This window comes from uncultured Arthrobacter sp., assembly GCF_902805515.1.
Classification (GTDB): Bacteria; Actinomycetota; Actinomycetes; order Actinomycetales; family Micrococcaceae; genus Arthrobacter_D.
Genome location: NZ_CADCTE010000179.1, coordinates 1 through 24,062 on the forward strand (window position 1 = coordinate 1; position 24,062 = coordinate 24,062).

Sequence of the window (24,062 nt, forward strand, 5' to 3'; positions counted from 1 at the left end):
CGGCATCCTGCTGCGGACCTGGCGGATCCCCGGCCGGGTCGAGACCATCTCGCTGTGGCGGGTAGCTGATCCCACCGAGCTCCATACGATCCACGCGGCGCTCCCCGTGTTCCCCTACTGCAACATCGTCGAGGTCGAGGCGCTCGCCGAGCACCCGATCGACCCGACGAGTCATGCGGCACGTGGACCGGACGGCTCGTGATCGCTCGGCGGTAGATCAACGGCGCCGCCCAGGCGAGGGCGTTTCGCCTTCGCCGGCAGTCCTTCGCTACGCTAGACTCCCTGCCACATTCTGTATGACAGATCTTTTCATCGTGCCATGGAACGTCGACGGTGAGTCGGTCCCGCACGGACAGCCGGCGTGGTGAGGACTCGGGCCGCGCACGGAGTCTCGGTCGACCGAAGGGAAGCGAACATGACCACACCGTCGAACGACGTGACGGACGGGACGACGAACGACCCGCCGAACTACCCGATCGGCTCCGTCGACAATGCACTGCGGCTGTTGCACCTCTTCAGTGAGCAGGCCACCGTCCGCATCGCCGACGCCAGTCGGGAGCTGGGGGTGGCCAGGTCCACCGCGCACCGCATGGTCCAGATGCTCCAGTACCGAGGCCTGGTCAGCCAGGACAGCGAGACACGGGCCTATCGCGCCGGACCCGAGCTGGTTCGCATGGCGCTCTCCATCGTCCAGCAGCTCGACGTCAGATCCGTCGCCGTACCCGTGATGAAACAGGTGCGCGACCAGGTCAACGAGACGGTGCACCTGTCCGAGCTTCGCGGAGACAAGGTCTTGTTCCTCAACTCGATCGAGGGGACCCGGTCGGTTCGCGTCGGGTCACGCATGGGCATGACCATGCCGGCACATTCCACGTCAGCCGGCAAGGTCCTGCTGGCCGGCCTCAGCACTCAAGAGGTCCGGGCCATCTACACCGCCTCTCGCCTCCCGAGCGCGACCGACCAGACCATCACCTCCGTGCGTGACCTGCTGGCGGAACTCGAGCTGGCGAGAATGAACGGGTACGCGTCGAACTTCGGGGAGAGCGAGGCCGGAGTCCATGCGGTCGCGGTGCCCATTCGAGACGCGAACTCCCACGTCCGAGCCGCACTCGCGATAGCCGCTCCTCCCGAGCGGCTGGCCAAGTCGCAGCTCGCGGAGATGGTCAGCGTTCTCCAGCCGGCAGCGAAGATCATCGGCGAGGCACTACCCATCTGAAGTCCTGACGGGCGCCGATCCGCCCCGACCTCGATCCTCCGAGGTCGGGGCGGTCGCGCCTACGACAGCTGGGACAGTCGCTCCCGCACATTGGCCGGCGTCCACCATGTGGCGAGACCGATGTCCTCGGCGATGACACCCGCACTGATGTACCCGCCACCACCGGTGATCGCCCCGTTGGGGTGTGTCGGTGACCCCGCCATGTAGAGCCCCTCGATCGGCGTCCGGTAGCCGAAGGCGTTGTACATCACCTGGTCGTTGCTGAGCGCGCCCATGAAGATGTCACCCTCCCGCATGTTGATCAGCTCGCGGCTGTACTCGTACGCGGTATAGGTGTACTGACCCAGCACGTTGTCCTTGGTCATGTTGGGCGCATACTCCCGCCACTTGCTCAGGATGTCGTCCGCGAGCTGATCCCGGACACCGTGGATGGCCTCGGGATCGCCGCCGATGTCGTAGGGCACCACGTGCCAGGCATACGCGGTGTGCTTCCCGGCCGGCGCCTGCTTCGGGTCGAGCATGCTGAGCGCCCCTCCGCCGAACTGGACGGCACGCGGGACCTTCTTGGCCTCGACGTCCGCGTGTGCGTCCATGAGGCTGGCGATGGTCTCCGATCCGAGGTTGTACTTGAGCGCCTTGTCGATGTTCGGATCGTGGGAGGCGCTGGCGTACCGCGGCGGCTCCTTCAGGGCGAGGTGCAGGCCGAAGAGCGTCCAGGGCGTGAGGTGGTGGGAGTCGACCTTCTCCCGATACGCGGCAGGGAGCTGGTCCAGGCCCACCATGTCGTAGAAGGTCTGCTGCACATCGACGGTGCTCGCGACGAACTGGGCGGCCCGCAGCGTCCTGCCACCCTGCAGCTCGACCCCGGTCGCCCGTCCCCCGTCGACGACGATGCGCTCCACGTGGGCCTGGTTGATGAAGGTTCCCCCAGCGGCGATGAACGTCTCCATCAACCCACGGGCGAGGTTGTAGCTGCCGCCCTCGCACAGCTCGTACCCGGTGCCCAGGTCGAAGGCGCGGATCAGGGAGCCGACAGGGCTTCGTGAGCCGAGAGTCTCGTGGAGCACGGTGCCGAAGAGGGAGAGCTTGAACAGGAAGAGAACCTTGACCCGTTCGTCGTCGAACAGCTCGTTCACGGCATCCAGCGGCTGGCGCTCAGTGAGCTCCAGGAACTCACGACCAAGGGCGCTGGCCCCCAGGATCTCCGCGCGGTCGGCTTCGGTCAGCGGCTCGGCGAAGCGTTCGGCGAGGAAGATGCGCTCGGTCAGCTCCTCGGCCTTGATGTTCCACTCGCGGAAGGTGTCGGCGTCCGTCTTGGAGAACCGGCGGATACTGGTGAGCGTCTCCTCGAGATCTCGTGAGAAGACCAGGTTGGTGCCGTCGCGGTGCGGCTGGGCGAACTCGTACTGCGGCCGGATGTAGGGCACCTTCGCGGACAGGCCGAGGTCCTTGTACCAAGGCGTGTCGGTGACGCTGAAATGGTTGATGGAGTGCAGATTGTGCTGGAACCCCGGCAGGGTGCGCTCTTCGGTCGACAGCCCGCCGCCGGGGCGCAGACGACGCTCCACGAGCGCTACCCGCAGACCTGCCTTGGCCATGTAGGAGCCGAGGATCAGACCGTGCTGGCCTGCGCCGATGATGATTCCGTCGAAGTCGTCCATCGTGCTCATCCATCCATCCTGCTGCCCGGTCACGTCTCGTCACGAGAGCGCGACGTTGATCGTCTTGATCTGGGTGAAGGAGTGAAGCTCCTCGATGCTCTCCTCGCGCCCCACTCCTGAGTCCTTCACTCCCCCGAAGGGCACTCCGGGAAAGTGCCGTGACGCGTCGTTGATCCAGATGTATCCCGCATCGAGGAGACGGCTGACGCGGTGTGCCCGTCGGATGTCGTTGGTGTAGATGCTCGCGGTCAGGCCGTACGGCGGGTCGTTGGCGATGGCAACCGCCTCAGCCTCCGTGTCATAGCGCATGACGACCAGGACGGGCCCGAACAGCTCGTGCCCGGCGATGTCCATCTCAGGTGTCACGTCGGCCAGGACGGTGGGTGCCATCCAGTGGCCGCGGTCGAACGGCGGCCCTTCCGGCAAGGGGGCGGTGACCAGCCGAGCGCCGCGCTCGATCGCGCCGGCGACCTGCCTCGCGATGCCCTGCTGGTGGCTGGACGAGACGAGGCAGCCCATCTCGGACTTCTCGTCCAGAGGGTCGCCGAGCCTGATCTCCTCGACGAGGGCCGCGACTCGGCCCACGATGTCCTCGTACATGGAGTGGTGGACGAGCAGCCGAGACGTCGAGCCACACGACTGGCCCGCGGTCCAGCGGAAGTTCATGCCGTTGATGGCGGCTCGGGCGGCTTCGTCCGGATCGACATCCGGGAAGACGATCATGGCGTTCTTGCCGCCCAGCTCCAAGGTGATGTTCTTGACCCCGCACTGGGCGGCGGTCTCCTGGATCCGCCTTCCCGTGGCCACGCTGCCGATGAAGGCGATCCGGCGCACGTCGTCGTGTCGGACCAGTGCGTTCCCCGATACTGCGCCGCGCCCGGTCACGACCGTGACGACACCCGGGGGAACGACCTCGGCGATCAGCTCGGCCAGACGCAGTCCGGACAGCGGGCACTGATCCGGCGCCTTCATCACGACGACGTTCCCGGCGAGCAGAGGCGCGGCCATCCTGGTCGCGAGGAACATGAGCGGATGGTTGTAGGCGACGATGCGCGCCACGACACCGTAGGGCTCGCGGACGGTGAAGTTCAGATGGCTGCCACTTGCCGGGATGGTCTCGCCCTTCAGCAAGGACGACCAGTCCGCGTACGTCTCGAGCATGTCCGCGGCCAGTGCTACGTCGCCCCGCATGGCTGTCACGGGATGCCCGGAGTCGAGCGACTCCAACACGGCCAGCTCGTCGATGTTGTCCCTCAGGACGGCGGCCACGGCTCGGAGGACGCCGGCTCGGGAACGTGGATCCCGGCCAGCCCACCCGGGCCACGCCTGCTTGGCCGCGCGGACCGCCGAGTCGATGTCGTCGGCCGACGCATCGGGGGCATCTGCGAGGTGCTCCCCCGTGGCGGGGCAGTCGACCGGATAGGTGGCGCCGTGCTGCGCGGTCGTCCACCGGTCCCCGATGCGCATGACCCACGACCGGTCGCGCACGGACGCCACCAGGGCGTCACGTCCGTGCGCGTGGTCGACGGCGAACCTGTCGTCGGTCTGCGCGGTCATGCGGCCGAGCAGACTCTGTCGACGTCGACGCCGCCCGCTCCCCACTGAGACATCGGTCCTCCAGGAACTCGTCCGGTCGCGGCAGCGGCCCGTCGTCGGGTGGTCCACAGCATGACGGCATCGTTCTGTTCGTGTCAACGTTGTTCTGCCTATCAGATCACAACAGCCTGCACGCCTGTTGTCACCTCGGTGAGGTGCAGTCGACTATGGAGTTCCGCCGCGCCTAACGGGCCTTCGATGCCGCATCCCGGGACGGCGCTCCCCGGAGGGGATGGCGCCGCGCCCGATATGTTCTAGCCAGACACTATTGGTTCTGCTCATCGGAACGTGACTGCGGTACGCTGCTGGACGTCGAGGAGATGAGCCGGCAGCCGGCGGACGGGAGAGCCATGACGAACCCACGTCACGACGCCATCGACGGCATGAAGGAGGCCGACGGCATGGACGAGGTCGACGTGCTGGTGGTCGGCAGTGGCGGCGGTGGCCTGGTGGCCGCTCTGGCGGCACAGGCCAGGGGGCTGCGGACGCTCGTCGTCGAGAAGTCGCAGTACTACGGCGGTTCGACCGTCCTGTCCGGCGGCTCGATCTGGATCCCCAACGCCCCCGAGATCCTCCGCCATCGGGCCGCCGAGTCTCCCGACGACCTGATCGCCTACCTCGAGGCCATCAGTGACGGAACCGTGAGTCGTGAGCGGATCCGCGCTGTCGTCGAACAAGGGCCGCGCATGCTGGCGTTCCTGGAGCGCGCCGGCCCGCACATGCGGTTCGAGTGGCGTCCGGACTACCCCGACTACCACCCGGCCGCCCCCGGTGGATCAGTCGTCGGCCGTTCCGTCGAGGCGTTGCCCTTCGACCGGAGAGAGCTGGGTGACCTCGACGCATCCATGCGCGAACCCACGCTCCGGACCCCCAGAGGGATGTGGATCCGCTCGAACGACCTGCACGCGTTCCTGGGCATCCGTCGCAGCTGGAAGGGCAAGGCCATGTTCTTGCGCCTGCTGGCCCGCATGGTGCGCGCAGCGATCACCGGTGCGCGGATCACCACACGCGGCGAGGCGCTGATCGGCAGGCTCCGGCTGACGACGCTCGACGCCGGGATCCCCCTCGTGCTCGAGACGCCACTGACGCAGTTGGTCGCCGACGACACCGGGCGGGTCGTGGGCGCGCACGTGGAGCAGCAGGGTCGGACACGGGTCGTCAAGGTCAAGCACGGAGTCATCCTCGCGTCCGGCGGGTTCGACCACGATCTTCCGATGCGCAAGCAGCATCAGCCCGTACTGACCAGCGACTGGAGCATGGGGGCACCCGAGAACACCGGCGACGGGATCCGCGCCGCGGGTGATCGCGGCGCGGGCGTGGCCCTCCTCGATGACGCGTGGTGGATGCCCGCCATTCCGTGGGGCGAAGGGAAGCTCGGCCTGCTGCTGTTCGAACGCCAGATACCGGGCCAGTTCATCGTCAACGGTGACGGCCGTCGCTACACCAACGAGGCGGGCCCCTACACGGACTTCGTGCACGACATGATCGCCGGCGAGAACGCGGGAGTCACCCACATCCCGTCGTGGCTCATCATCGACGAGCAGTCCTGGCGCACCAACATGTTCGCCGGCCACCTCCCCCTGCCGAAGATTCCCTGGGCGCCGGTTCTCACCGGCCGCACGTTGCCGACGGCCTGGACCGAGTCCGGCTCGGTCAAGAAGGCCGACAGCTGGGCTGAACTGGCCGACATGATCGGCGTGCCCGCGGACAACCTCGCCGGGACCGTCGACCGCTTCAACAGCTTCGCTCGCCAGGGCCGCGACCTCGACTTCGGCCGCGGAGACAGCGCCTACGACAACTACTACGGCGACCCCCGACTGCCGAACCCCAACCTGCGCGAGATGACTCGCGGGCCCTACTACGCCTTCAAGGTGATCCCGAGCGACCTCGGCACCAAAGGTGGGGTGCTCACCGACGAGAACGCCCAGGTCATCGACGTGCACGGTCGACCGATTCCCGGGCTCTACGCGACGGGCAACACGTCCGCGGCCGTCACGGGTCACGGTTACTCCGGCCCCGGCGGGACGATCGGACCCGCGATGACGTTCGGCTACGTCGCCGCTGAGCACATCGCTTCGCTCGCCGCCGGGACATCTCCGTCCGCCCCCTGACCCGCACACCCACTGCCCGTGGCTTGACGACACGAAAGGCCTGCGCGCGTGCATCCCGCGACATCTGAGGCACCCCGGATCGACGGGGCGACCATTCGACGCTTCCTCAACCCACGTTCGGTGGCCGTCGTCGGTGCGAGCCCGACCTCCCGGCGTCATGCCGTCCACGCACTCCTGGGCAGTGGACTCGACGTCCATCTGGTCAACCCCAGGTACGACGAGATCTTCGGCCACCCGGCCTACCCTGACCTGGCCTCGATCGGAGGCCCGATCGACGCGGTCCTCACCCTGGTGAACGCGCGCATCGCGGTCGACGCGGTCGAGCAGGCCGCCGCCGTCGGTGCCGCCGGAGTGGCCATCAACGCGGCGGGATTCGCGGAAGCGGGGCCCGAGGGCACAGCCCTCCAACAGCGCCTCGTTCGTGCCGCCACAGACCTCGCCGTGCTGGGACCCAATTGCAACGGGTTCGTCAACGCGCAGACCGGCGCCTTCCTGGCTGGAGCGCCGCAGCTACCCCTGCGAGCAGGCTCGGTCGGCTTCGTTACGCACAGTGGCGGATTCATCACGGACGTGGCGGTGGCCGCCGCGAACCGGCAGGTCGGTTTCAGCGCGCTGATCTCCACCGGCAACGAAGCGGTCACGGACATGATCGACTACCTGGACTACCTCGTCGACGACCCCACCACAGCGGCCATCTGCCTCGTCATCGAACGGATCCGACGTCCGGAGGCCTTCTTCGCGGCGGCTGAGCGCGCCCGACTGGCAGGAAAGCCGGTGGTGGCGCTCAAGCTGGGCCGCAGCAGTCGCGGCCGCGAGGTCGCGAAGTCGCACACCGGCGCGATCCTCGGTGCGAGCTGGACCTATGACGCGGCGTTCAAGCAGTTCGGGATCATCTCCGCGCATGATCTCGGTGACATGCTCGACCGGGTCATGTTCTTCGACCAGCTCCCCCGCCGGCGGTGGTCCTCGGTCCAGAAGCCCGCGATCCTCAGTGTCTCCGGTGGTGCCGCGGCCCTCGCGAGTGACATCAGCGAGGACGAGGGCCTCCACCTGCCGGAGCTCCAGTCCGTTCGCGGTGCGGTCAACGGCGTACTGCCGGACGCCTCGGTGATGAACCCGATCGACCTCACGGGCTTCGTCATGGAGAACCCGCCGGTGATGCGGTCGGTGTTCACGACCTACGCCGAGTCACCCGATGTCGACACCTTGATGGCGCTCTGGACGACCGGGATCGAGGACCGAGCATTCGCGCAGGCGTTCGTCCTCCCCTTCGCGGAGATGGCCGGCCGCACCACCAAGGTCGCCGTGCTGTCGATGATCGCCGACGGGCCTGTCAGCGCGTGGGCTGCCGACCTCATGGCTCAGCACGTCGCCATCGGCCACGGCTTGCGCGGCAGCCTGCGTGGACTCTCGAGCATGAAGCAGTTCATGGCGGCACACAGCCGCCCGGCGAGGGTGCTGGCCCCTGCACCGGAGAGGTCGTCGTTGAACCGGGACGACGTGGTGGAGGTGGGCGGTCACCACCTCCTCACGTTCAGCGCCGCGATGCAGCTGCTGGCTCGGCACGGCATCCCGGTCGCCCCCTACACCGTCGTCGGCGCCACCGACGACGTCGGCCCGCCCAGGGGTTTCGAGGCTCCGTACGTGGTGAAGCTCGCCGACTGCGCGCACCGCACGGACATCGGAGCGGTCAGGATCGGGGTCACCGATCAGGGACTCCACCAGGCCGTCCGCGACATGCGCGCCCTCGCCGCCGAGCACGGCCTGCCTGACAGGGTGGCGATCCAGCCGATGCTGTCCTCGGACGGCGAGGCCTTCCTCGGCGCCGACACCAGCGGCGACCTGGGTCCCATGGTCGTCTGCGGCCTCGGCGGGATCCACGTCGAGGCACTCGGCAAGGTCGACGGCCGGCTGGCCCCCATGACCGACCTCGAGGTCGAGGACCTGGTCGAGGACCTCGACGGCATCGGCGTCTTCACCGGAGCCCGCGGACAGGAGCCGTGGGACCGCACGGCCTTCGGTCAGGTCATCTCGGCCGCGACCGAGCTGACCCTCGCGGCACAGGACTGGATGCTGTCTCTCGACATCAACCCGCTGATGCACACCCCGGCGGGGTTCGTCGCCGTCGACGCGCTGATCTTCGCCCACCCGGACCCGTCGGACGATGATGTGGGCCATGACTGACCTCGAGGGCGTCGAGGGGCGACCGACGCCTCCTCGGCTGGTCCGCTACGAGCGAGTCGGCCGCGTCGCCGTCGTGACGCTGGACAACCCCGACAAGCTGAACGTGATCGACCACGGCCCCGACAGCATGGCCGCGCAGCTTCTGGACGCCCTGCGGACGGCCGACGATGACGATGACATCGGCTGCATCGTCCTGACCGGGCAAGGGCGTGCGTTCTCGGCCGGCGGTGGGCTCGGTGGGATGGCGCGTACCAGCCCGGCGGACTGGTACGCCTTCATCGAGGGCAATGCTGCCGAGACCCAGGCGATCCGATCCCTGCGCAAGCCCACGATCGGGGCGATCAACGGGATCTGCTACGGGTTCGGACTCATCCTCGCCACCCATCTCGACATGATCGTCGCGTCGGCCGAGGCCCGGTTCGGCCTGATCGAGACGCGCATCGGCTCCACCGGGGCACAGACGCTCCCGTACCTGGTGGGGCCGCAATGGGCGAAGTTCCTGGCGCTGAGCGGAGAGATCATCTCGGCCCAGACGGCCAGGGACATCGGTCTCGTCCTGCAGATCTTCCCGCACGACACGTTCCGGGCCAAGGTGATGGACCTGGCGAGGCGGGTGTCGGAGATGCCCGCGGAGGCGGTCGTCCTCAACAAGAGGGTCATCAACTCGGCGATGGACCTCATGGGGTGGGAGACCCAGCGCAACCTGTCGACAGCGATCAACACCGTCACCAACATGGCCTCGGTCGACGCGCGGAGCGCCGACGGGCGTCGCTTCGCGGACATCATGCGGGACGAGGGCTGGTCCGCCTACAAGGCCGCACGGGACGAGCCGTTCACGCCTCCCTGGCTCGACTGACTCGATCGGAGCTGTTCTGTTAATTAGAAAGGCTAGCCATCTTCCAGAACCCGTGAAATACTTGCTGCAGCCGCCATCGGTGGACTGAACTCGACACGAGTCGCGCTGGCGGACTGTTGACGGGAGCCCCTGATGGAGCTGGACGACGCGACTGGCGCCGGTGTCGGGACGGAGTTCGCTCGTCCTCTGGCGGGCATGGTGTCGATCGTCACGGGAGGCGGCCAAGGCATCGGGCGCGAATTCGCCTGCGCCTTCGCCCAAGCCGGCGCGAAGGTCGTTGTCGCGGACCTCAACTACGAGACGGCCGAGGGCGTCGCCAAAGAGCTTCGAGCTCTAGGACATGAAGCCACCGCCCTGACCGTCGACGTCGGCGACGAGGCCAGCGTGCGGGAGATGGTCGCGCAGACGCTGAGCATGCACGGGCGGATCGACGTCCTGCTCAACAACGCCGCCATCTTCTCGACCCTGACGATGAAGCCGTTCGACGAGATCGAGCTGGACGAGTGGCGGCGGGTGCTGGACGTCAACTTGACGGGCGTCTTCCTGTGCTGTCGCTGGGTGGGCAAGTCGATGAAGGAACGCAACTCCGGCGGTTCCATCATCAATGTCTCCTCAGCGACCGTCCTCAGTGGTCGCCCCAACTACCTCCACTACGTCGCATCGAAAGCGGGCGTCGTGGGACTGACGCGGGCACTCGCTCGCGAGCTGGGTGCAGCGGGGGTCACCGTCAACGTCCTCATGCCCGGATCGGTCGACACGGGAGTCCCCCGCGACTCGATCCGCGCCGGTCAGGCCGAGCAGATCGTCGCCGGGCAGTCGATCAAACGCCGGCTCGTCTCCGACGACATCGTCGGTGCCGCCGTGTTCCTCGCGTCTACGGGATCTCGGGCGCTGACAGGTCAGAGCATCGTCATCGACGGTGGGATGAACTTCCTGTGAGAAGCGCACGTCCCAACGTAGGGCTCACGCTCGCGGTCAACGACTCCGACCAGGTACGCGACCTGGTCAGCGGCGCTGTCCCGGTCCAGGGCGCCGACCTGACCTGCCTGCTGATGGAGGTCGAGGAGATCTTCTTCAGGTTCACCAAGTTCCGTGAGTGGGACGTCTCCGAGATGTCCTTCGGCAAGTTCTGCTCGCTCCGCGGGCGCGGCGACGACTCGCTGATCGGGATCCCCGTCTTCCTCTCCCGATCATTTCGTCACTCCGGGATGTTCGTCCGGCACGACGGGCCCGTCGACCGACCTGACCAGCTCGCGGGCAAGCGGATCGGCATCCCCGAGTGGACCGTCACGGCCACGGTCTACCAGCGGGCGCTGCTCCAGCACCAGTACGGCCTGGAGCTCGAGGACATCACGTGGGTCCAGGGCGGCATCAACGAGCCCGGGCGCGTGGAGACGCTGCCGACCGGACTGCCGGACGGCGTGACGGTCACCCCCGAACGCACCCGCTCACTCAACCAGCTGATGCTGGACGGCGACCTGGACGCCATGCTGGTCCCGCACCCACCCGCCGCCTTCGAGGACCATTCCGGAAGGATCGTGCAGCTCTTCAGCGACAGCCGCTCGACCGAGCAGGCGTTCTTCCACGAGACGGGGATCTTCCCGATCATGCACCTGGTCGTGGTCCAGGAGCGCGTCCATCGGGCTCACCCCTGGCTGGCGGCGAACCTGGTGACGGCCTTCACCGAGGCCAAGGACCGAAGCGTCCGCCGGCTGCTGAGCCCGACGGCGCCCCAGTTCCCGCTCCCCTGGGGCGCGGAACACGCTCGCGACGCCGAGCGGATCATCGGTCGCGACATGTGGCCCTACGGGCTCGAACCGAATCGGACGACCATCGCTGCCTTCCTCCGGTTCACCTTCGAGCAGGGACTCACGCCACGCGAACTCTCACCGGAAGAGCTCTTCCCCGAGTCCGTCCACTCCTCGCACGTGATCTGAGCCAGTGCGCGGCCGCGGCCGACCTCACCCCGCCGACAGGAAGCCACCATGCCAGACGCCAAGTCGATCGCCCTCGACTTCTTCGAGACCCTCCTGATCAAGAAGCAGCCGGCTGAGGCCGCGGCGCGCTTCCTCGGCCCGGAGGGGTACATCCAGCACAACCCGAAGGTGCCTACCGGGCCCGCGGACGGGTTCGTCGCATTCATCACCGCGATGTTCGCCGAGTTACCGGACTGGTCGACACAGATCAAACGGGTCATCGCCGAGGATGACTTGGTCGTGATCCACCACCATGTGCGCTCGACACCCGACGATCTCGGTCAGGCTGTCGTCGACATCTTCCGCGTCCGCGACGGCAAGCTGGTCGAGCACTGGGACGTGATCCAGCCGGTCCCTGCCGATGCGGCGAACGACAACACCATGTTCTGACGGCGACGTCCTGACGGCGACCTGCTCAGCTGCCGCCAGGGGCCTCCCTCGCGCGCTCTCCGCCGCCCGGATGGTCAGCGGTGACCCGTGAGAGAAGTGGATCCCCCCACAACGCCCTCGGCCTCGATGACCTGGCGGCAGCCCGCGCCGGTTCGGAGTCAGCGAGCGCGCACCGCTCCTGCGTCTGGACCTGCTGGTTCCCCGCCGAGATACCCGCTCACCAGCGCGTCCTGGTCGAGGTCCTGCGGCGAGCCGCTGAAGGAGATCTCGCCCTTGTCCATCAGATTGACCTGGTCGGCGATGCTCAGCGCGCGACTCACGTACTGCTCGACCAGCAGAAGCGTCACCCCACTGGCCGCGAGGCGACGGAGAGCCGTGAAGATCTCGTCCACGACCCGCGGCGCCAGACCCATCGAGACCTCGTCCAGAAGAACGATCCGAGGTTGGGCCACCCAGGCTCGTGACAGCGCAAGCATCTGCTGCTGCCCACCGGACATGCTGCCGGCCAGCTGGTCCATGCGGTGTCCCAGGTCAGGGAACGCCTCGATCGCTCGATCGAGTCCGTCCTTGTCCCTGCACCAGGTCGGCCGCTGCATGCGGAGGTTCTCGGCCACCGTGAGACCAGGGAAGACGCCGCGGCCCTCGGGGATGAGACAGATGCCGCGCGCGGCTCGCTCATGCGGCGCAGTCCTACCGACGCTCGAGCCGAACATGGAGACCACGCCGGCGCTCTGACGCAGCAGCCCAGCTGCAGTCCTCAGCAGGGTCGTCTTGCCCGCACCGTTGGGACCGAGAAGGGCGACGACCGACCCTGTCGGGATGACGAGGTCGACGTCGCGCAGCACGGCGGTGTCGCCATATCCGCTGAAGACCCCGGAGAGCTCGAGCGCGACGCCGGATTCCTCCACTGCTGCGGGCTTCGGTGCCATCCGACCTAGCGGGTCATGCATCCTGGTCATGAGCTTGCCTTCTCCATCCGGGCATCCATCTGGCCCTCGACGTCCTCGTCGCCGAGGTATGCCGACCGCACGATCGGCGCGGACATGACCGCCCCGGGTGTCCCCTCGAAGATCTGCTTGCCGAAATCCAGGACGTAGATGTAGTCGCACACCTGGGTGACCAGCGACATGTCGTGCTCGACGAGGAGGATGCCGACGCCGCGTCGCTCGACCACGGTTCGCAGAATCCGTCCGAAGTTCTCCGTCTCCACCCGGTCCAGGCCCGACGACGGTTCGTCGAGGAGGAGCAGCTGGAAGGGGCCGGCGAGGCACCGCGCCAGCTCGACGAGCCGCCGCTGACCTGTCGACAGGGAGCCGACCACTCGATCAGCGAGCTCGTCGAGCCCGCACAACGTGATCGCTTCGTCCACGGACCGCTGCACGAGATCGCGTTGCTTCCGACCGCCGAGCACATGGCTCAGGGGGTTCCAGCTGGCGTAGGAACCTTCCCGTCCGAGTTCGACGTTCTGCCGGACGGTCAACGAGTCGAACAGCTCCATGATCTGGAAGGTTCGGCCCAGCCCCCGACGGGACCGGGCGGCGGCCCCCGCGCTGGAGAGGTTGTTGCCCGACAGCACCACGCTGCCCTTCGACGCCCGGTTCAACCCCGAGATCACGTTGAACGTGCTGGTCTTCCCCGCCCCGTTGGGTCCGATGAGACCCGTGATCTTGCCGGTCGGAACGGTGAGGTCGACACCGTCCACCGCGACGATCCCCCCGTACCGCACCGTCAGCTCGCGCACCTCCAGCGTCGTGGCGTCCACCGGGTACTCCGACGGCCCTGTCGGCTCGACCGCGGATCGGTCTTCCTCGCGGGACGGCACCTGCACGGCAGGATCGGGACGACGGGGCCGGCGGGCGATCTGGTCGATGCGCCGGGCCAGACCAGGAGAAGTACCTCGCTTGCTCTCCGGGATCATGGCGAACACCACCGCGAACACGCCGAAGAAGATCTCCAGGTAGTAGCCGGTCTCGGTGCTGGGGAAGTAGGAGGGGACCAGCGCCCAGCCCGCTCCGCCGATCAGTGCGTACCAGGGGATACCGCCTGGCTGGATCACCAGGATCGCCAGGAGCGTCAAGGACAGCAGCGGAGGATAGGAGCTGCCCGACACGAAGCCTTGGGCCACGCCTCCCAGGGCGCCGGCGATGGCTGCGAGGAACGCCGAGATGCAGAACACCAGGACGCGCGTGACATTGACCGAGGTCCCACAGGTGGCCAGTCCGCGCGGGCTGTCGCCCAGCGCACGGAGCAAGCGGCCGAGCCTTCCGCGGTGCAGGGCGACCAGCCCGAGAGTGACCACCACCGTGATGGTCAGGACCACGTAGTAGTACGCCGTGTCGCCGGCGATCCCGACGCCTGGCAGATCGGGCCTCGGCATGATGAGACCGAGCCCGCTGAAGCCGAACATGTACGGCTGCGTGTAGAACATGAACGCCAGGACGATGCCGAACCCGAGCGTGGCCAGGGCCAGATAGAGACCGGTCAGGCGAATGGCAGGGATCGCCAGGAGCGCGCCGATCGGAATCGTCACGAGCCCACAGGCCGCGAGGGCGAAGAACCACGGCATCCCGGCATCGGCGGTGAAGTGCCCGAAGGCTGCCGCACCGACCGCCATGAAGGCGACGTGGCACAACGAGACCTGCCCCGAGGTGCGCACCAGGAGTCCGAGGGACAAGAACAAGATGACCCAGGTGAGGAACATCGTCCAGTCAGTCAGCCGGTAGTCGGCGAAGGCCGGCACGAAGCACAGTGCGACGAGTGCCAGCAGACCCCCGCCGACCTGGATCGAGGACGGCGTCTCCCAGTTCGAGCGCTGCAGAGGCCGGAGGGTCGACGGGGCGCCCTGCCTGGACCGGCGCGCGAACAGGAGCACAGCGAACAGGATGAGGAACGGCAGGGCGGCCGGGATGTTGGCCAGGAGACCTGTCGTGAAGTACTTCGCGGCGAGTGCTGCCGCCACACCGATGACGAGCCCGCCGACGTAGGTCATCGGCAGACTCGAGAACCGTCCGATGGCGGCGGCGCCGAACGCGTACACGACCAGCAGGGTGAGCGCCGTGGAATCCAGCTGCAGCAACGGGGCGAAGAAGAGCCCGGCCACCGCGGCGAAGCACGACCCGATGACCCAGGCGTAGCGGCGGACGGCCGTGGGTGACGTTCCGGACAGGTCCAGCAGGTCCGGGTCGTCGACGACCGCGCGCATCGCGACGCCCATGCGCGCGTAGCGGAAGTACAGGAACAGGGCCGTCGTGGAACCCAGCCCGAACAGCACGATGATGATGTTGCTCAACGTGACGAGCGTGTCCCCGAGATAGAAGCTCTGGTCGGGGAGGAACTGCGGCACCGTCCTGGTGGACTCCTCGCCGTACAGCAGGTTGATGGTCGCCTGGACCGCGACCAGGATTCCGACCGTCGCGACGACGCGGATGACCAGACCGGAGAAGGCGACGGCCTTGGCCACACGCTCCATGCCCAGGCCCATGAGCGGGCCGACCACGAACACGCACACGAACGCAGCCAGCGGCCACGGCCATCCCAGCTGCACGTTCAGGGAGTAGAAGAGGAACGCCGAGACCGTCGCGAAGGCGCCGTAGGCGAAGTTGAAGATGCCGGAGGTCTTGTAGGTGAGAACGAGCCCCACACCTGCGATGGAGTACACCGAGCCGGTCGTGAGGCCCGCGATGATGAAGGGAAGCACGCTCAGGTCCTCGTCTCGTGGGCCGCGGAGGCGTGAGCGCGGACGGTCCGGGAGGACCGGATCACACCATCGGGGAGCTCTCCGACCGCGCACTCGATGACTGACCGCATGCTCTTCTCCTGCCAGGGCGCGAGAACGACATTCTGTATTACAGAACCATCTTCTCTGTGACGGATATCATTGTCAAGCGCCACTAGGCGACGGGCTGGACCACCTCCACCCAGTTCCCCTCTGGGTCGGGCACGAAGAAGAGAAGCCCGGACGGCGACTCCCGAAGTGGCTCGAGGCCCGCCCATCGGTCCTCGTCGAGTCGCTCATGCACCGCCGTCGCGTCGGCCACGACGACCGTGAGGTACCGGAGCCCCAGAGCCTCGCGGTGCCTGCCCGCGTGCGGAGGGACCGTGGGCGGAGGCTCGGGGCGATTGAGCTTCACCCGGCTGGATCCGGCGCCCAGCTCGACGATCCGCGTCCCGCTTGCGAAGCTCCGGTCATCCACCGGTCGAAGCCCGAGCGCCTGACAGTAGAAGGCGATCATGCGATCGAGCTCGTTGACGATGATTCCCGCTTCGAGACGCGAAGGAACGGCGGCAGTCACGATGGGGCACCCCTCCTGGCCCGGGGCCGGCCATGACGGAGCGCACGCTCCAGCCCGCCCGTGATTCTGCTCGGCAGATTAACATCTCCTGCAGCGGAACACGCGAACGTGGATGGCGGCTCAGCGCCGGACCGGAGACCTCTAGAAGGGCACTCATCACATGGACCTGCAACTAGCCGGCAAGACTGCCGTCGTCTCGGGCGGCAGCAAGGGAATCGGCCGCGAGATCGTCACGCAGCTGGCGAGCGAGGGCGCCAACGTCATCGCAGCGGCCCGCGGGTCGGATGCCCTCGACGAGCTCGTCCGTGACTGCGCGACGTTGTCGGGGCGCGTCCTCCCGTTCACTGCCGACATGACCCAGGAGAGCGAGATCCAGCGAGCCGTCGACCTCGCGACGACGACCTGGGGCACCGTGGACATCGCGGTGTCCAACGTGTATCCCCAGAGCACTCAGGGATTCGAGTCGGCCACCGACGCACAGTTCCTGGAGGAGTTCCGGACCATGGTCATGAGCGTGGTCCACCTGACCAGGTCCGTCCTGCCCCACATGCGCGCCCAAGGAGGCGGACGGCTGATCAACATCGGGTCGGTCACGATGAAGGGGCCCACCTACGGGTTCCCCGCGATCCTGTCGCACGTCACGCGCCCGGCCGTCGTCGGTCTGAACAAGTCGCTCGCCAACGAGCTGGGCGAGTCCGGCATCACCGTGAACAACATCGCGGTCGGGTCCATCAAGACCGAGCGGGCTCGTGACGCGTTCCAGGAGCGCACCGGCCAGGACGCCGCCTCGTTCGACCAACTGGAACGTGCGCGCGTCGCTGAGCTGTCCATTCCGCTGCGCAGGATGGGCACACCGTCGGAGGTGGCAAGCCTCGCCGTGTTCCTGGCGTCCGAGCGCGGCGGCTACATCACCGGCCAGACCATCGCTGTCGATGGTGGACGCACGGGCGGCCTGTATTAGTGCCTCCGACCATGAGCGCCTCCGACCGCTGAGCCGTGGCGGGGCTGAGCCGTGGCGGGCTGAGCCGTGGCGGGCTGAGCCGGTGGGTCGTCGTTGGCCGGCACGCTGGACGGAGCAGCGTCGGCGCGGCCAACGATCTCCGGCCGTAGTGCCAGGCGGATCCGCACCCGCGAGAAGGGCTGCCTCGTCCGGAGGAACGAGGCAGCCCGACCCGTCAGAACCCGACCCGTCAGAACTCGATGACACCCTTCACGATCTGTCCGTTGAGCAGATCGTCGAACGCCTCGTTCACTGACTCCAGCGGGTAGCGCTTGGTGATCATCTCGTCCAGCTTGAGCTGACCCTTCTCGTACATCCTGAGGTTCCGTGGCATGTCCAGCGTGGGGTTGCCACCGCCGTAGGAACAGCCCACGATCTCCTTCTCCCAGAAGGTGACCTCCAGGCCCGAGACCGCGATCGAGGTGAACTTCGGGTGCGTCACTCCGACGATGACGAGCTTTCCGCCCTTGCCGAGGGTCGCGAACGCCGCCCCCGTGAGCTCAGGGGTGACGTAGTCCACGCACAGCAGGGCAACGTCCACTCCTTGCCAGTTCGTGTACTCCATCACCTTCTCGGCGGCTTCGTCGCGGTTCGGGTTCGGAGAGCGGTCGACGTTGGGGTTGAACGTCGCCGTCGCCCCGAACGAACGCGCCACCTCGAGCTTGAAGTCATTCGTGTCGACGGCGATGACCTCGGCCGCGCCGGCCAGCGCAGCCCCTTGCACGGCTGAGAGCCCGACACCGCCGCACCCCCACACGACGACCGAGTCGCCGACACCGACCCCGGCCTTGTCGACTGCCGCCCCGAACCCCGTGGTGACCGCACAACCGACCATGCTTGCCACGTCCAACGGCAGGTGCTCCGGGATCTTGACCGCCGCCTGGCTGTTGACCACCACGTACTCGGCGAAGGACCCGACCAGCGACCATTGCCCGGCCGCTTGCTGCTGCGAGTTGGTGTAGCGGAACTCGCCGTCGGGGTGTCGCCCGCCCATGACGATGGCGGACATGTCGCACAGCGTCGGTCGCCCCCTCCGGCAGTATCGGCAATGACCACACGCCGGGAGGATCGAGATCACCACGTGGTCGCCCGGCTGCACGTGACCGACGCGACTTCCTACGTCTTCGACCACGCCGGCCCCCTCATGCCCTCCGATCATGGGGAGCATCGCGGGCGGAAGGTCACCCGTCAGCGGGTGGAGGTCCGTGTGGCAGACCCCGCTGTAGGGCAGGTGGACCAGGACGTCGTCCGGGCCCAGTGGTGCGATCTCCAGCTCTTCGATCTTCCAGAATTGCTTGCCGAGGTCCCACTGCTGGTTGGTCTCGTAGACCAGCGCTGCGCGTGTCTTCATCGCTTCCTCATCTCCTCCGACGGGGCCAGGCCCGTCAGCTCGCCTGCTTGACGGCTGCTTCGACGATGTCGCTGGGCACGCACGTCGTCTCGAGACCGTTGGGAGCGGTCCACTTCTGGTCCTGGATGCTTGCGACGAAGTAGCAGTTGATGCGCGTCGGCTCGCCCTCGGTGAAGTTCAGCTCGGGGGCCAGGCCGCCGAGGGTCTCGTCCTCCATCGCGTAGAGACTCTCCCTGAGCGCCTCGCCGGTGACCTCGTCAGCCGTGACGCCCTCGAGCGCCTTCTCGAACAGCTTCACCGCGCTGTAGGCCTGTGCGCCGTACCCGCCCACATCGCCCAAGGAGTGCTTCTGGAGCAGTTCTCCGTAACTCTTGGTGGCCTCGTTCGAGCGGTCGAAGAACGGGAAGTTGAGCTCGACACTGACGGTGCCCTGAGCGCCCTCATGAGGTAGCCAGCTGGAGTCGGCGATGCCGGCTGTGGTCACCATCGTGGCTTCGAGCCCCTGCTTGTGACATTCATCGGAGATGCGGATGGCCACGTCGGTGCTCTGGGCGATGCTGTACGTCTGGACGCCGGCATCCTTCAGCGCCTGGCATGCCGCGGTGTAGTTCGGAGCCGAGGCCGACACTCCTTGAGAGACGGCCACCTCCATGTCGAGGTCCTCGGCGAATCCCTTGAAGAGTCCATCCGCGACCTTGCATGCCGGCGCTTCCACGCAGTAGAGGAACCCGAACTTGTCGCCGCTCTTCTTCGCCTCGGCGAGCTCCCCGTACGTCCGAGCGAAGACCCCGGTCCCCGAGGGGTAGAAGTTCGCGTCGGTGGAGAAGGCGTTGCTGAACGGCAGTCCGCTGCCGATCACGGGAACGTCTGCCTGTGCCGCGATCGGTGCCCACGCGCTGTCGACCAGGCTGGTGGCGGCGACGATCGCCACGACCTTCTCCTTCTGCACCAGCTCCTTCGCAGCCGTCACGGCCTTCGCCGGGTCAGCGCCGTCGTCCTTGACCACGAGGCGGATCTTGCGGCCGTTGACACCGCCCGCCTCGTTGACGTCTTCGGCCCACGCCTTGACGACGTCCTGAGCCGGGTTCAGAGGTGCCCCGAAGCCCGAGTACGAGCCGATGTTCCCGATCACCAACTCACCGTCGGCGCTGCCGGAGTCGGACCCTCCACAACCTCCCAGGACGCCCACCATCGCTGCCGCCACCACCACAGCCGCGGAACGGATCCCTCGTCGACCAAACATGTTGTACCCCTCGGCGCAGAATGACGGTCCCCAGAACAGAACAGCCGTACAGTGACAGCGCTCACAGTCGCTGTCAATAGACCCGAGGGCCCGAGGCGGGCAGCGTCCGTCTTCGGCGCCAGTCCGCGGCCCAACGCGGAAGGGGCTCCCGGCAGGTGCCGGGAGCCCCTTCCGCGCACCCCTCGGGGAATGGCGGCCGTACGGGTGATGCCCTGGAGAGTTGTCGACGGATGTCCGCGACCGGTGGCCCGGGTCCGCCCGTGGTCGATCCCGTTGCCGGCCAGCGGCGCGCGTCAGTGGCGGTACCGGTATCGGGAGCCGCTGCCGGCCAGGGAGCCGCTCGACGGCGATCGCGTGGGCGCGGAACCCCTGAGCGCGGTGGGCCGCGCCGCGGCGGGCGACCCGGTGAGGAGACCTCCGGCGTGGTGAGTCGTGAACACCCACTACGTCCGGAGGTCTCCTCCTGCGATCAACCCGCCAGGCTGTTCCCCAGGTCCATGGGCACGAGCTAGGACAACGTGATGAGCGGCTCGCCGTCGAGGAACACCGACTTGGTGTGGAAGTAGCCGTCCAGGCCCTCCGGGCCGAGCTCGCGACCGTACCCGGACTGCTTGAACCCGCCGAAGGGCACCGTGATGTCGATCGTGATGCCGTTGTTGATCGACACCGTTCCGGCGTCGAGGCGGCGGGCGACCGAGAGGGCGTGATCGACGTCGGCACTGAACACCGCCCCGTTCAGGCCGTACTCGGTGTCGTTCGCCAGGGCGATGGCCTCCTCCTCGGTCTCATAGGTGAGGACGGTCAACACCGGCCCGAAGATCTCCTCCTGAGCCACTCGGGCGGAGGACTTCACCCCGGTGATGATGGTCGGCGAGACGTAGTAGCCCTCGTCCAGCCCCGGCGCCTTGCCGCCGCCGACAGCGAACGAACCACCCTCCTGCTCGGCCGACTTCAGGAACTCGAGCACGCGCTCGTAGTGACGTTGCGTGATCATCGGACCCACCTGCGTGTCAGCCGCGTTGGGATCGCCCACCTTCAGCGTCCCGAACGCCTCAGCGAGCGCGCCGACGATCTCGTCGTGCCGAGCGGCCGGCACGATGAGCCGGCTGGGGACCGTGCACATCGCCCCGTTGTTGTTCGTCACGCCCGGGACCATGGTGTAGACGAGCCGGTCGAGCGGGGCGTCGTCGAGGACGACCGCCGCCGACTTGCCGCCCAGCTCCAGGGTCAGCTGCTTCAACGTGGGAGCTGCCCCCGCCGCGATGGATCGGCCCACAGCGGTGCTGCCCGTGAAGCTGACCTTGTCGACGCCCGGGTGACTCACCAGGTGCGCGCTGGCCTCGGGCAGCGCAGGGACGATGTTGAGGACGCCCTCGGGAATGCCGGCCCGAACGGCAGCGTCCCCGAGGTAGCCCGCACTCAACGGAGTGTCCTCGGAAGGCTTCATGACCACCGTGCAGCCGGCCAGCATCGCCTGCGGGAGCTTGAAGGCAGCGAGTCCGAGCGGGGAGTTCCAGGGAATGATCGCCGCGACGACGCCGACCGGCACCTTCTCGATGGACGCCGTGGCCGTGAAGCCCTTGCGCTCCTCGACCAGCGGGAAGTCCGCAGCAAGGCTCGTGTAGTAGCGAGTGATCCCCTGCATGGTGTTGGCCCCGCCCTGGCTCTGCCCGACAGGGATGCCGGTCTCCTGGACCAGGAGACGGGTCACCGCCTCGACGTCCTTGTCCAGCTCGTCCGTCCAGCGGTTCAGGATCTCTGCGCGCTCCTGCATCGTCATCCTCGGCCACGGGCCGTGGTCGAAGGCAGCTCGAGCGGCAGCGACCGCCTTGTCGACGTCGGCGACCGACGCCACGGCGGCGCGCCCGAACACCTTCTCGGTCGCCGGGTCCACCACCTCGACGTACTCGCCGGTCGAGTTGGGGACGAACTCGTTGTTGATGAACAGCTCGCGCTCCGTTGCGGGCGCAGCCGTGGTCGCGTTGTCGATGCTCACTTGCCGTCCTTCTCTCTGTGGTCGTTCACCGAGTCGGCCCGCCAACCGGACCGGAGATCTGAAGCACGTCCGGCGACCAGGCTACCACTCAGCGCGGAACGACGATCCGCTTTGCAGAACGCTAGATCTGGAGCGGCTCTGCATTCGACAGAGATTCCCGGTGCGCCCGTGTCCGTGCCAGTACCTCCGGGCGGCTCTTCGCCCAGGCGGTCGTCCCGCCGGCCGAGAAGATCTCCTGGATCAGCTCCGGGACAGGGGTGAGCCTCGCCGTCACGCCCGTCGTCATGTTGCTCGCGAGGGCTGCGTCCAGGTCCAGCTCGAGCTGGTGGCCGGACTCGACCAGAGGCATCAGCTCAGGGAACGTCCACACCTTGAGGCCGAGGTCGGTCGCCGACCGGAAGAACATGCCGTTGACGTTCGTCGCCAGCACGGCGCTGAGCCCGACCTCGCGACAGCTCATGACTGCGGCACCGAAGTAGTGGGCGTGACCCGAACCCACAGTTCCGTCCACCACGAGGAAGTCCCCCGGAGCGACGTCCGCCGCGAACTGCGGATACGCGTCCTCGAGCAGATGCTCAGCGCACTCGGCCCAGTTCCGCTTCATCCCCAGCTTGTCGAAACGCGCCGGGAACAGATCCGTGGCAGTCACGTCGCGCTCCAGCTTCCACACACGCCCGTTCAGCTTCACCTCACGCCCACCTTTCCCTCCAGGTACGGGGCCGGGTCGGTGATGGCGCCCCCGATGGCCGAGGCGGCGACCACTGCCGCGCTGCCGAGGTAGATCTGGCTGCCGACCCCACCCATCCGCCCGGACAGGTTCTCGACAGACGTGGAGATGCACACCTCGTCGTCCTGCAGCTGGATGGGCGATCGGTTGCCGTGGTAGCAGCCTCCGCAACCGGGCTCGCTCACGACGGCGCCCGCCGCCCGGAAGACGTCGAGGATCCCCGTCCGCTCGGCGGCGCGCATGACCGAGGCGGAGATCGGGGTCACCGCCATCCTGACGTCGGAGTGGATCACGTGACCCTCCAGCACCTCGGCCGCGAGCTTGAGGTCCTCGAGGCGGCCACTCGAGCAGGAACCGATGTTCGCCGCGTGGACCTTGGTGCCCGCCACCTCACTGACCGGCCTGATGAGGTCGATCTCATGAGGCCCGGAGACCAGGCACTCGAACGTGGACAGGTCGTAGTCGATCGTGCGGTAGTACGGGGCGTCCTCATCGGGCTCGACCGTGACGAACGGCGCGCGGGCGCGCGGTCGGAGGTAGTCGAGGAGTCGCTGGTCGCCGGGGAACACGACGGTCTGCGCGCCGATCTGGATCGCCCCATTGGCGATCCCCATGCGGACGTCGATGGGCAGGGAGGCCACCCCCGGACCGGCGAACTCGAGCACCCGTCCGTCGACGAAGCCACCCATGTCCCTGATGAGCCGGTAGGCGACGTCCTTGCCCAGCACGCCGGCCGGCAACGCACCTGTCAGGTTGACGCGAATGCACTCGGGAACGACGATCCACCACTTCCCGGTCAGCGCGACCGCTGTGGTCCCCGAGGAGAGTGCCGGCATGCTGAAGCAGTTCATCGCACCCATGGTCGCGCTCTGGGTGTCGGCGCCGATCGACACCGTGCCCGGCAGGATCCAGCCCTCCTCGACCGGCACCTGGTGGGACAGGCCGTTGCGGTCGAGGTCGTAGATCTGGTCGCGCGGGATGCCCTGGTCCTCGCTGAACCTGTGGATCTTGGGATGCTCCCGTACCGCACCGGACGGCATCCAGTCGGCGAAGAAGTGGTCGAAGCAGAAGACGATGCGGCTCGGGTCCCACACGCGCAGACCCTCGTCCACGAAGACGTCGATGAACCGCTCCGCGTCCGGCACCGTGAGTACATCCACGTCTGCCAGCAGGACGTCCCCTGCCGCCACGACATCCTTTCCGGCGGCCCTCGCCAATATCTTGGCGGTCATCGTGCTTCCCATGGCTGACTTCCTTTCGGGTGCACGCGCGGATCGAATTCGAATCGGCGTCTCAGCTCCAGGTCGGCCTCGAGGCCCAGCATTCTGAGGAGGCCGAGGCCTACCGCCTGCTCCTCGTCCGGCTGGCTCGCGAAGTACTCGGTGGCCGTCCCGTCCGCCCGCGCCTCGCGCAGCGAGGCCATCATGGCGATGGCGGCGGCCCGGAAGCTCAGCGTGGGCAGG

At 67.5% G+C, this 24,062-nt stretch carries 20 protein-coding genes; 9 read left to right on the forward strand and 11 right to left on the reverse strand.

Annotated elements, in window-relative coordinates; all coding sequences use genetic code 11:
• Window positions 1-202, forward strand: a 202-nt coding sequence (locus QZX79_RS16505) for a muconolactone Delta-isomerase family protein (RefSeq protein ID WP_294569985.1), incomplete at its 5' end; no start/stop codon positions are given.
• A gap of 213 nt (window positions 203-415) precedes the next feature.
• Window positions 416-1,216: an IclR family transcriptional regulator gene (locus QZX79_RS16510; protein ID WP_294569987.1), complete on the forward strand. Its 801-nt coding sequence runs from the start codon at window positions 416-418 to the stop codon at window positions 1,214-1,216.
• Between the two features lie 59 nt (window positions 1,217-1,275).
• On the opposite strand, the gene QZX79_RS16515 is transcribed toward QZX79_RS16510, so the two are convergent.
• Complete coding sequence (locus tag QZX79_RS16515) at window positions 1,276-2,886, reverse strand: NAD(P)/FAD-dependent oxidoreductase (protein WP_294569989.1); 1,611 nt, start codon at window positions 2,884-2,886, stop codon at window positions 1,276-1,278.
• A 30-nt stretch (window positions 2,887-2,916) separates the two neighbouring features.
• Window positions 2,917-4,434 (reverse strand): aldehyde dehydrogenase family protein, encoded by a 1,518-nt coding sequence (locus QZX79_RS16520; protein ID WP_294569991.1) that lies wholly within the window; start codon window positions 4,432-4,434, stop codon window positions 2,917-2,919.
• Between the two features lie 389 nt (window positions 4,435-4,823).
• Between QZX79_RS16520 and QZX79_RS16525 the strand changes: the two genes are divergently transcribed.
• The 6 genes from QZX79_RS16525 (at window position 4,824) to QZX79_RS16550 (ending at window position 11,990) form a co-directional block, all read left to right on the forward strand.
• The gene (locus QZX79_RS16525) at window positions 4,824-6,584 is read left to right on the forward strand and encodes an FAD-dependent oxidoreductase (RefSeq protein WP_294569993.1); all 1,761 of its coding nucleotides are present in this window, start codon (window positions 4,824-4,826) and stop codon (window positions 6,582-6,584) included.
• A 48-nt stretch (window positions 6,585-6,632) separates the two neighbouring features.
• Window positions 6,633-8,768, forward strand: a complete 2,136-nt coding sequence (locus QZX79_RS16530) for an acetate--CoA ligase family protein (RefSeq protein ID WP_294569995.1) — start codon at window positions 6,633-6,635, stop codon at window positions 8,766-8,768.
• Window positions 8,761-9,624, forward strand: a complete 864-nt coding sequence (locus QZX79_RS16535) for an enoyl-CoA hydratase/isomerase family protein (RefSeq protein WP_294569998.1) — start codon at window positions 8,761-8,763, stop codon at window positions 9,622-9,624. Before QZX79_RS16530 ends, QZX79_RS16535 begins: the two co-directional genes overlap by 8 nt.
• Window positions 9,625-9,756: 132 nt before the next feature.
• Window positions 9,757-10,563, forward strand: coding sequence for an SDR family NAD(P)-dependent oxidoreductase (locus tag QZX79_RS16540; protein WP_294570000.1), 807 nt, complete (start codon window positions 9,757-9,759; stop codon window positions 10,561-10,563).
• Complete coding sequence (locus QZX79_RS16545; RefSeq protein ID WP_294570002.1) at window positions 10,560-11,561, forward strand: hypothetical protein; 1,002 nt, start codon at window positions 10,560-10,562, stop codon at window positions 11,559-11,561. The genes QZX79_RS16540 and QZX79_RS16545 overlap by 4 nt, the downstream gene beginning before the upstream one ends.
• A gap of 48 nt (window positions 11,562-11,609) precedes the next feature.
• Window positions 11,610-11,990: a nuclear transport factor 2 family protein gene (locus QZX79_RS16550; RefSeq protein ID WP_294570004.1), complete on the forward strand. Its 381-nt coding sequence runs from the start codon at window positions 11,610-11,612 to the stop codon at window positions 11,988-11,990.
• A 158-nt stretch (window positions 11,991-12,148) separates the two neighbouring features.
• Here QZX79_RS16550 and QZX79_RS16555 read toward each other — a convergent pair whose 3' ends face one another.
• The 3 genes from QZX79_RS16555 to QZX79_RS16565 all read right to left on the reverse strand — a co-directional run bounded on the left by QZX79_RS16555 (window position 12,149) and on the right by QZX79_RS16565 (window position 16,282).
• Window positions 12,149-12,919: an ABC transporter ATP-binding protein gene (locus tag QZX79_RS16555; RefSeq protein WP_294570005.1), complete on the reverse strand. Its 771-nt coding sequence runs from the start codon at window positions 12,917-12,919 to the stop codon at window positions 12,149-12,151.
• Between the two features lie 26 nt (window positions 12,920-12,945).
• Window positions 12,946-15,687: a branched-chain amino acid ABC transporter permease/ATP-binding protein gene (locus tag QZX79_RS16560; RefSeq protein WP_294570007.1), complete on the reverse strand. Its 2,742-nt coding sequence runs from the start codon at window positions 15,685-15,687 to the stop codon at window positions 12,946-12,948.
• A gap of 193 nt (window positions 15,688-15,880) precedes the next feature.
• On the reverse strand, window positions 15,881-16,282 hold the full coding sequence (locus QZX79_RS16565) for a VOC family protein (RefSeq protein ID WP_294570009.1): 402 nt from the start codon (window positions 16,280-16,282) through the stop codon (window positions 15,881-15,883).
• Between the two features lie 160 nt (window positions 16,283-16,442).
• Here QZX79_RS16565 and QZX79_RS16570 point away from each other — a divergent pair, with 160 nt between their 5' ends.
• Window positions 16,443-17,243 (forward strand): SDR family oxidoreductase, encoded by an 801-nt coding sequence (locus tag QZX79_RS16570; protein ID WP_294570011.1) that lies wholly within the window; start codon window positions 16,443-16,445, stop codon window positions 17,241-17,243.
• Between the two features lie 229 nt (window positions 17,244-17,472).
• Here QZX79_RS16570 and QZX79_RS16575 read toward each other — a convergent pair whose 3' ends face one another.
• The 6 genes from QZX79_RS16575 to QZX79_RS16600 form a co-directional block, all read right to left on the reverse strand.
• Window positions 17,473-18,633, reverse strand: a complete 1,161-nt coding sequence (locus tag QZX79_RS16575) for a Zn-dependent alcohol dehydrogenase (protein ID WP_294570013.1) — start codon at window positions 18,631-18,633, stop codon at window positions 17,473-17,475.
• Between the two features lie 34 nt (window positions 18,634-18,667).
• A complete protein-coding gene (locus tag QZX79_RS16580; protein ID WP_294570014.1) occupies window positions 18,668-19,876 on the reverse strand; it encodes an ABC transporter substrate-binding protein in 1,209 nt (402 codons plus the stop codon).
• A 508-nt stretch (window positions 19,877-20,384) separates the two neighbouring features.
• Complete coding sequence (locus QZX79_RS16585) at window positions 20,385-21,872, reverse strand: aldehyde dehydrogenase (protein WP_294570015.1); 1,488 nt, start codon at window positions 21,870-21,872, stop codon at window positions 20,385-20,387.
• A gap of 121 nt (window positions 21,873-21,993) precedes the next feature.
• Complete coding sequence (locus QZX79_RS16590; RefSeq protein WP_294570016.1) at window positions 21,994-22,521, reverse strand: hypothetical protein; 528 nt, start codon at window positions 22,519-22,521, stop codon at window positions 21,994-21,996.
• Between the two features lie 35 nt (window positions 22,522-22,556).
• The gene (locus tag QZX79_RS16595; protein WP_294570017.1) at window positions 22,557-23,843 is read right to left on the reverse strand and encodes an aconitase family protein; all 1,287 of its coding nucleotides are present in this window, start codon (window positions 23,841-23,843) and stop codon (window positions 22,557-22,559) included.
• The coding region (locus tag QZX79_RS16600; protein ID WP_294570019.1) for a hypothetical protein at window positions 23,828-24,062 on the reverse strand (235 nt) is incomplete at its 5' end. The genes QZX79_RS16600 and QZX79_RS16595, both read right to left, overlap by 16 nt.

Bases quoted from the DNA above. Each gene is read 5' to 3' on its own strand.
- QZX79_RS16510 (WP_294569987.1), top strand. From the start codon at position 416: ATGACCACACCGTCGAACGACGTGACGGACGGGACGACGAACGACCCG.
- QZX79_RS16520 (WP_294569991.1), bottom strand. From the start codon at position 4,434: ATGACCGCGCAGACCGACGACAGGTTCGCCGTCGACCACGCGCACGGA.
- QZX79_RS16595 (WP_294570017.1), bottom strand. From the start codon at position 23,843: ATGGGAAGCACGATGACCGCCAAGATATTGGCGAGGGCCGCCGGAAAG.
- QZX79_RS16515 (WP_294569989.1), bottom strand. From the start codon at position 2,886: ATGAGCACGATGGACGACTTCGACGGAATCATCATCGGCGCAGGCCAG.
- QZX79_RS16580 (WP_294570014.1), bottom strand. From the start codon at position 19,876: ATGTTTGGTCGACGAGGGATCCGTTCCGCGGCTGTGGTGGTGGCGGCA.
- QZX79_RS16570 (WP_294570011.1), top strand. From the start codon at position 16,443: ATGGACCTGCAACTAGCCGGCAAGACTGCCGTCGTCTCGGGCGGCAGC.
- QZX79_RS16535 (WP_294569998.1), top strand. From the start codon at position 8,761: ATGACTGACCTCGAGGGCGTCGAGGGGCGACCGACGCCTCCTCGGCTG.
- QZX79_RS16575 (WP_294570013.1), bottom strand. From the start codon at position 18,633: ATGAAGACACGCGCAGCGCTGGTCTACGAGACCAACCAGCAGTGGGAC.
- QZX79_RS16525 (WP_294569993.1), top strand. From the start codon at position 4,824: ATGACGAACCCACGTCACGACGCCATCGACGGCATGAAGGAGGCCGAC.
- QZX79_RS16540 (WP_294570000.1), top strand. From the start codon at position 9,757: ATGGAGCTGGACGACGCGACTGGCGCCGGTGTCGGGACGGAGTTCGCT.
- QZX79_RS16550 (WP_294570004.1), top strand. From the start codon at position 11,610: ATGCCAGACGCCAAGTCGATCGCCCTCGACTTCTTCGAGACCCTCCTG.
- QZX79_RS16555 (WP_294570005.1), bottom strand. From the start codon at position 12,919: ATGGCACCGAAGCCCGCAGCAGTGGAGGAATCCGGCGTCGCGCTCGAG.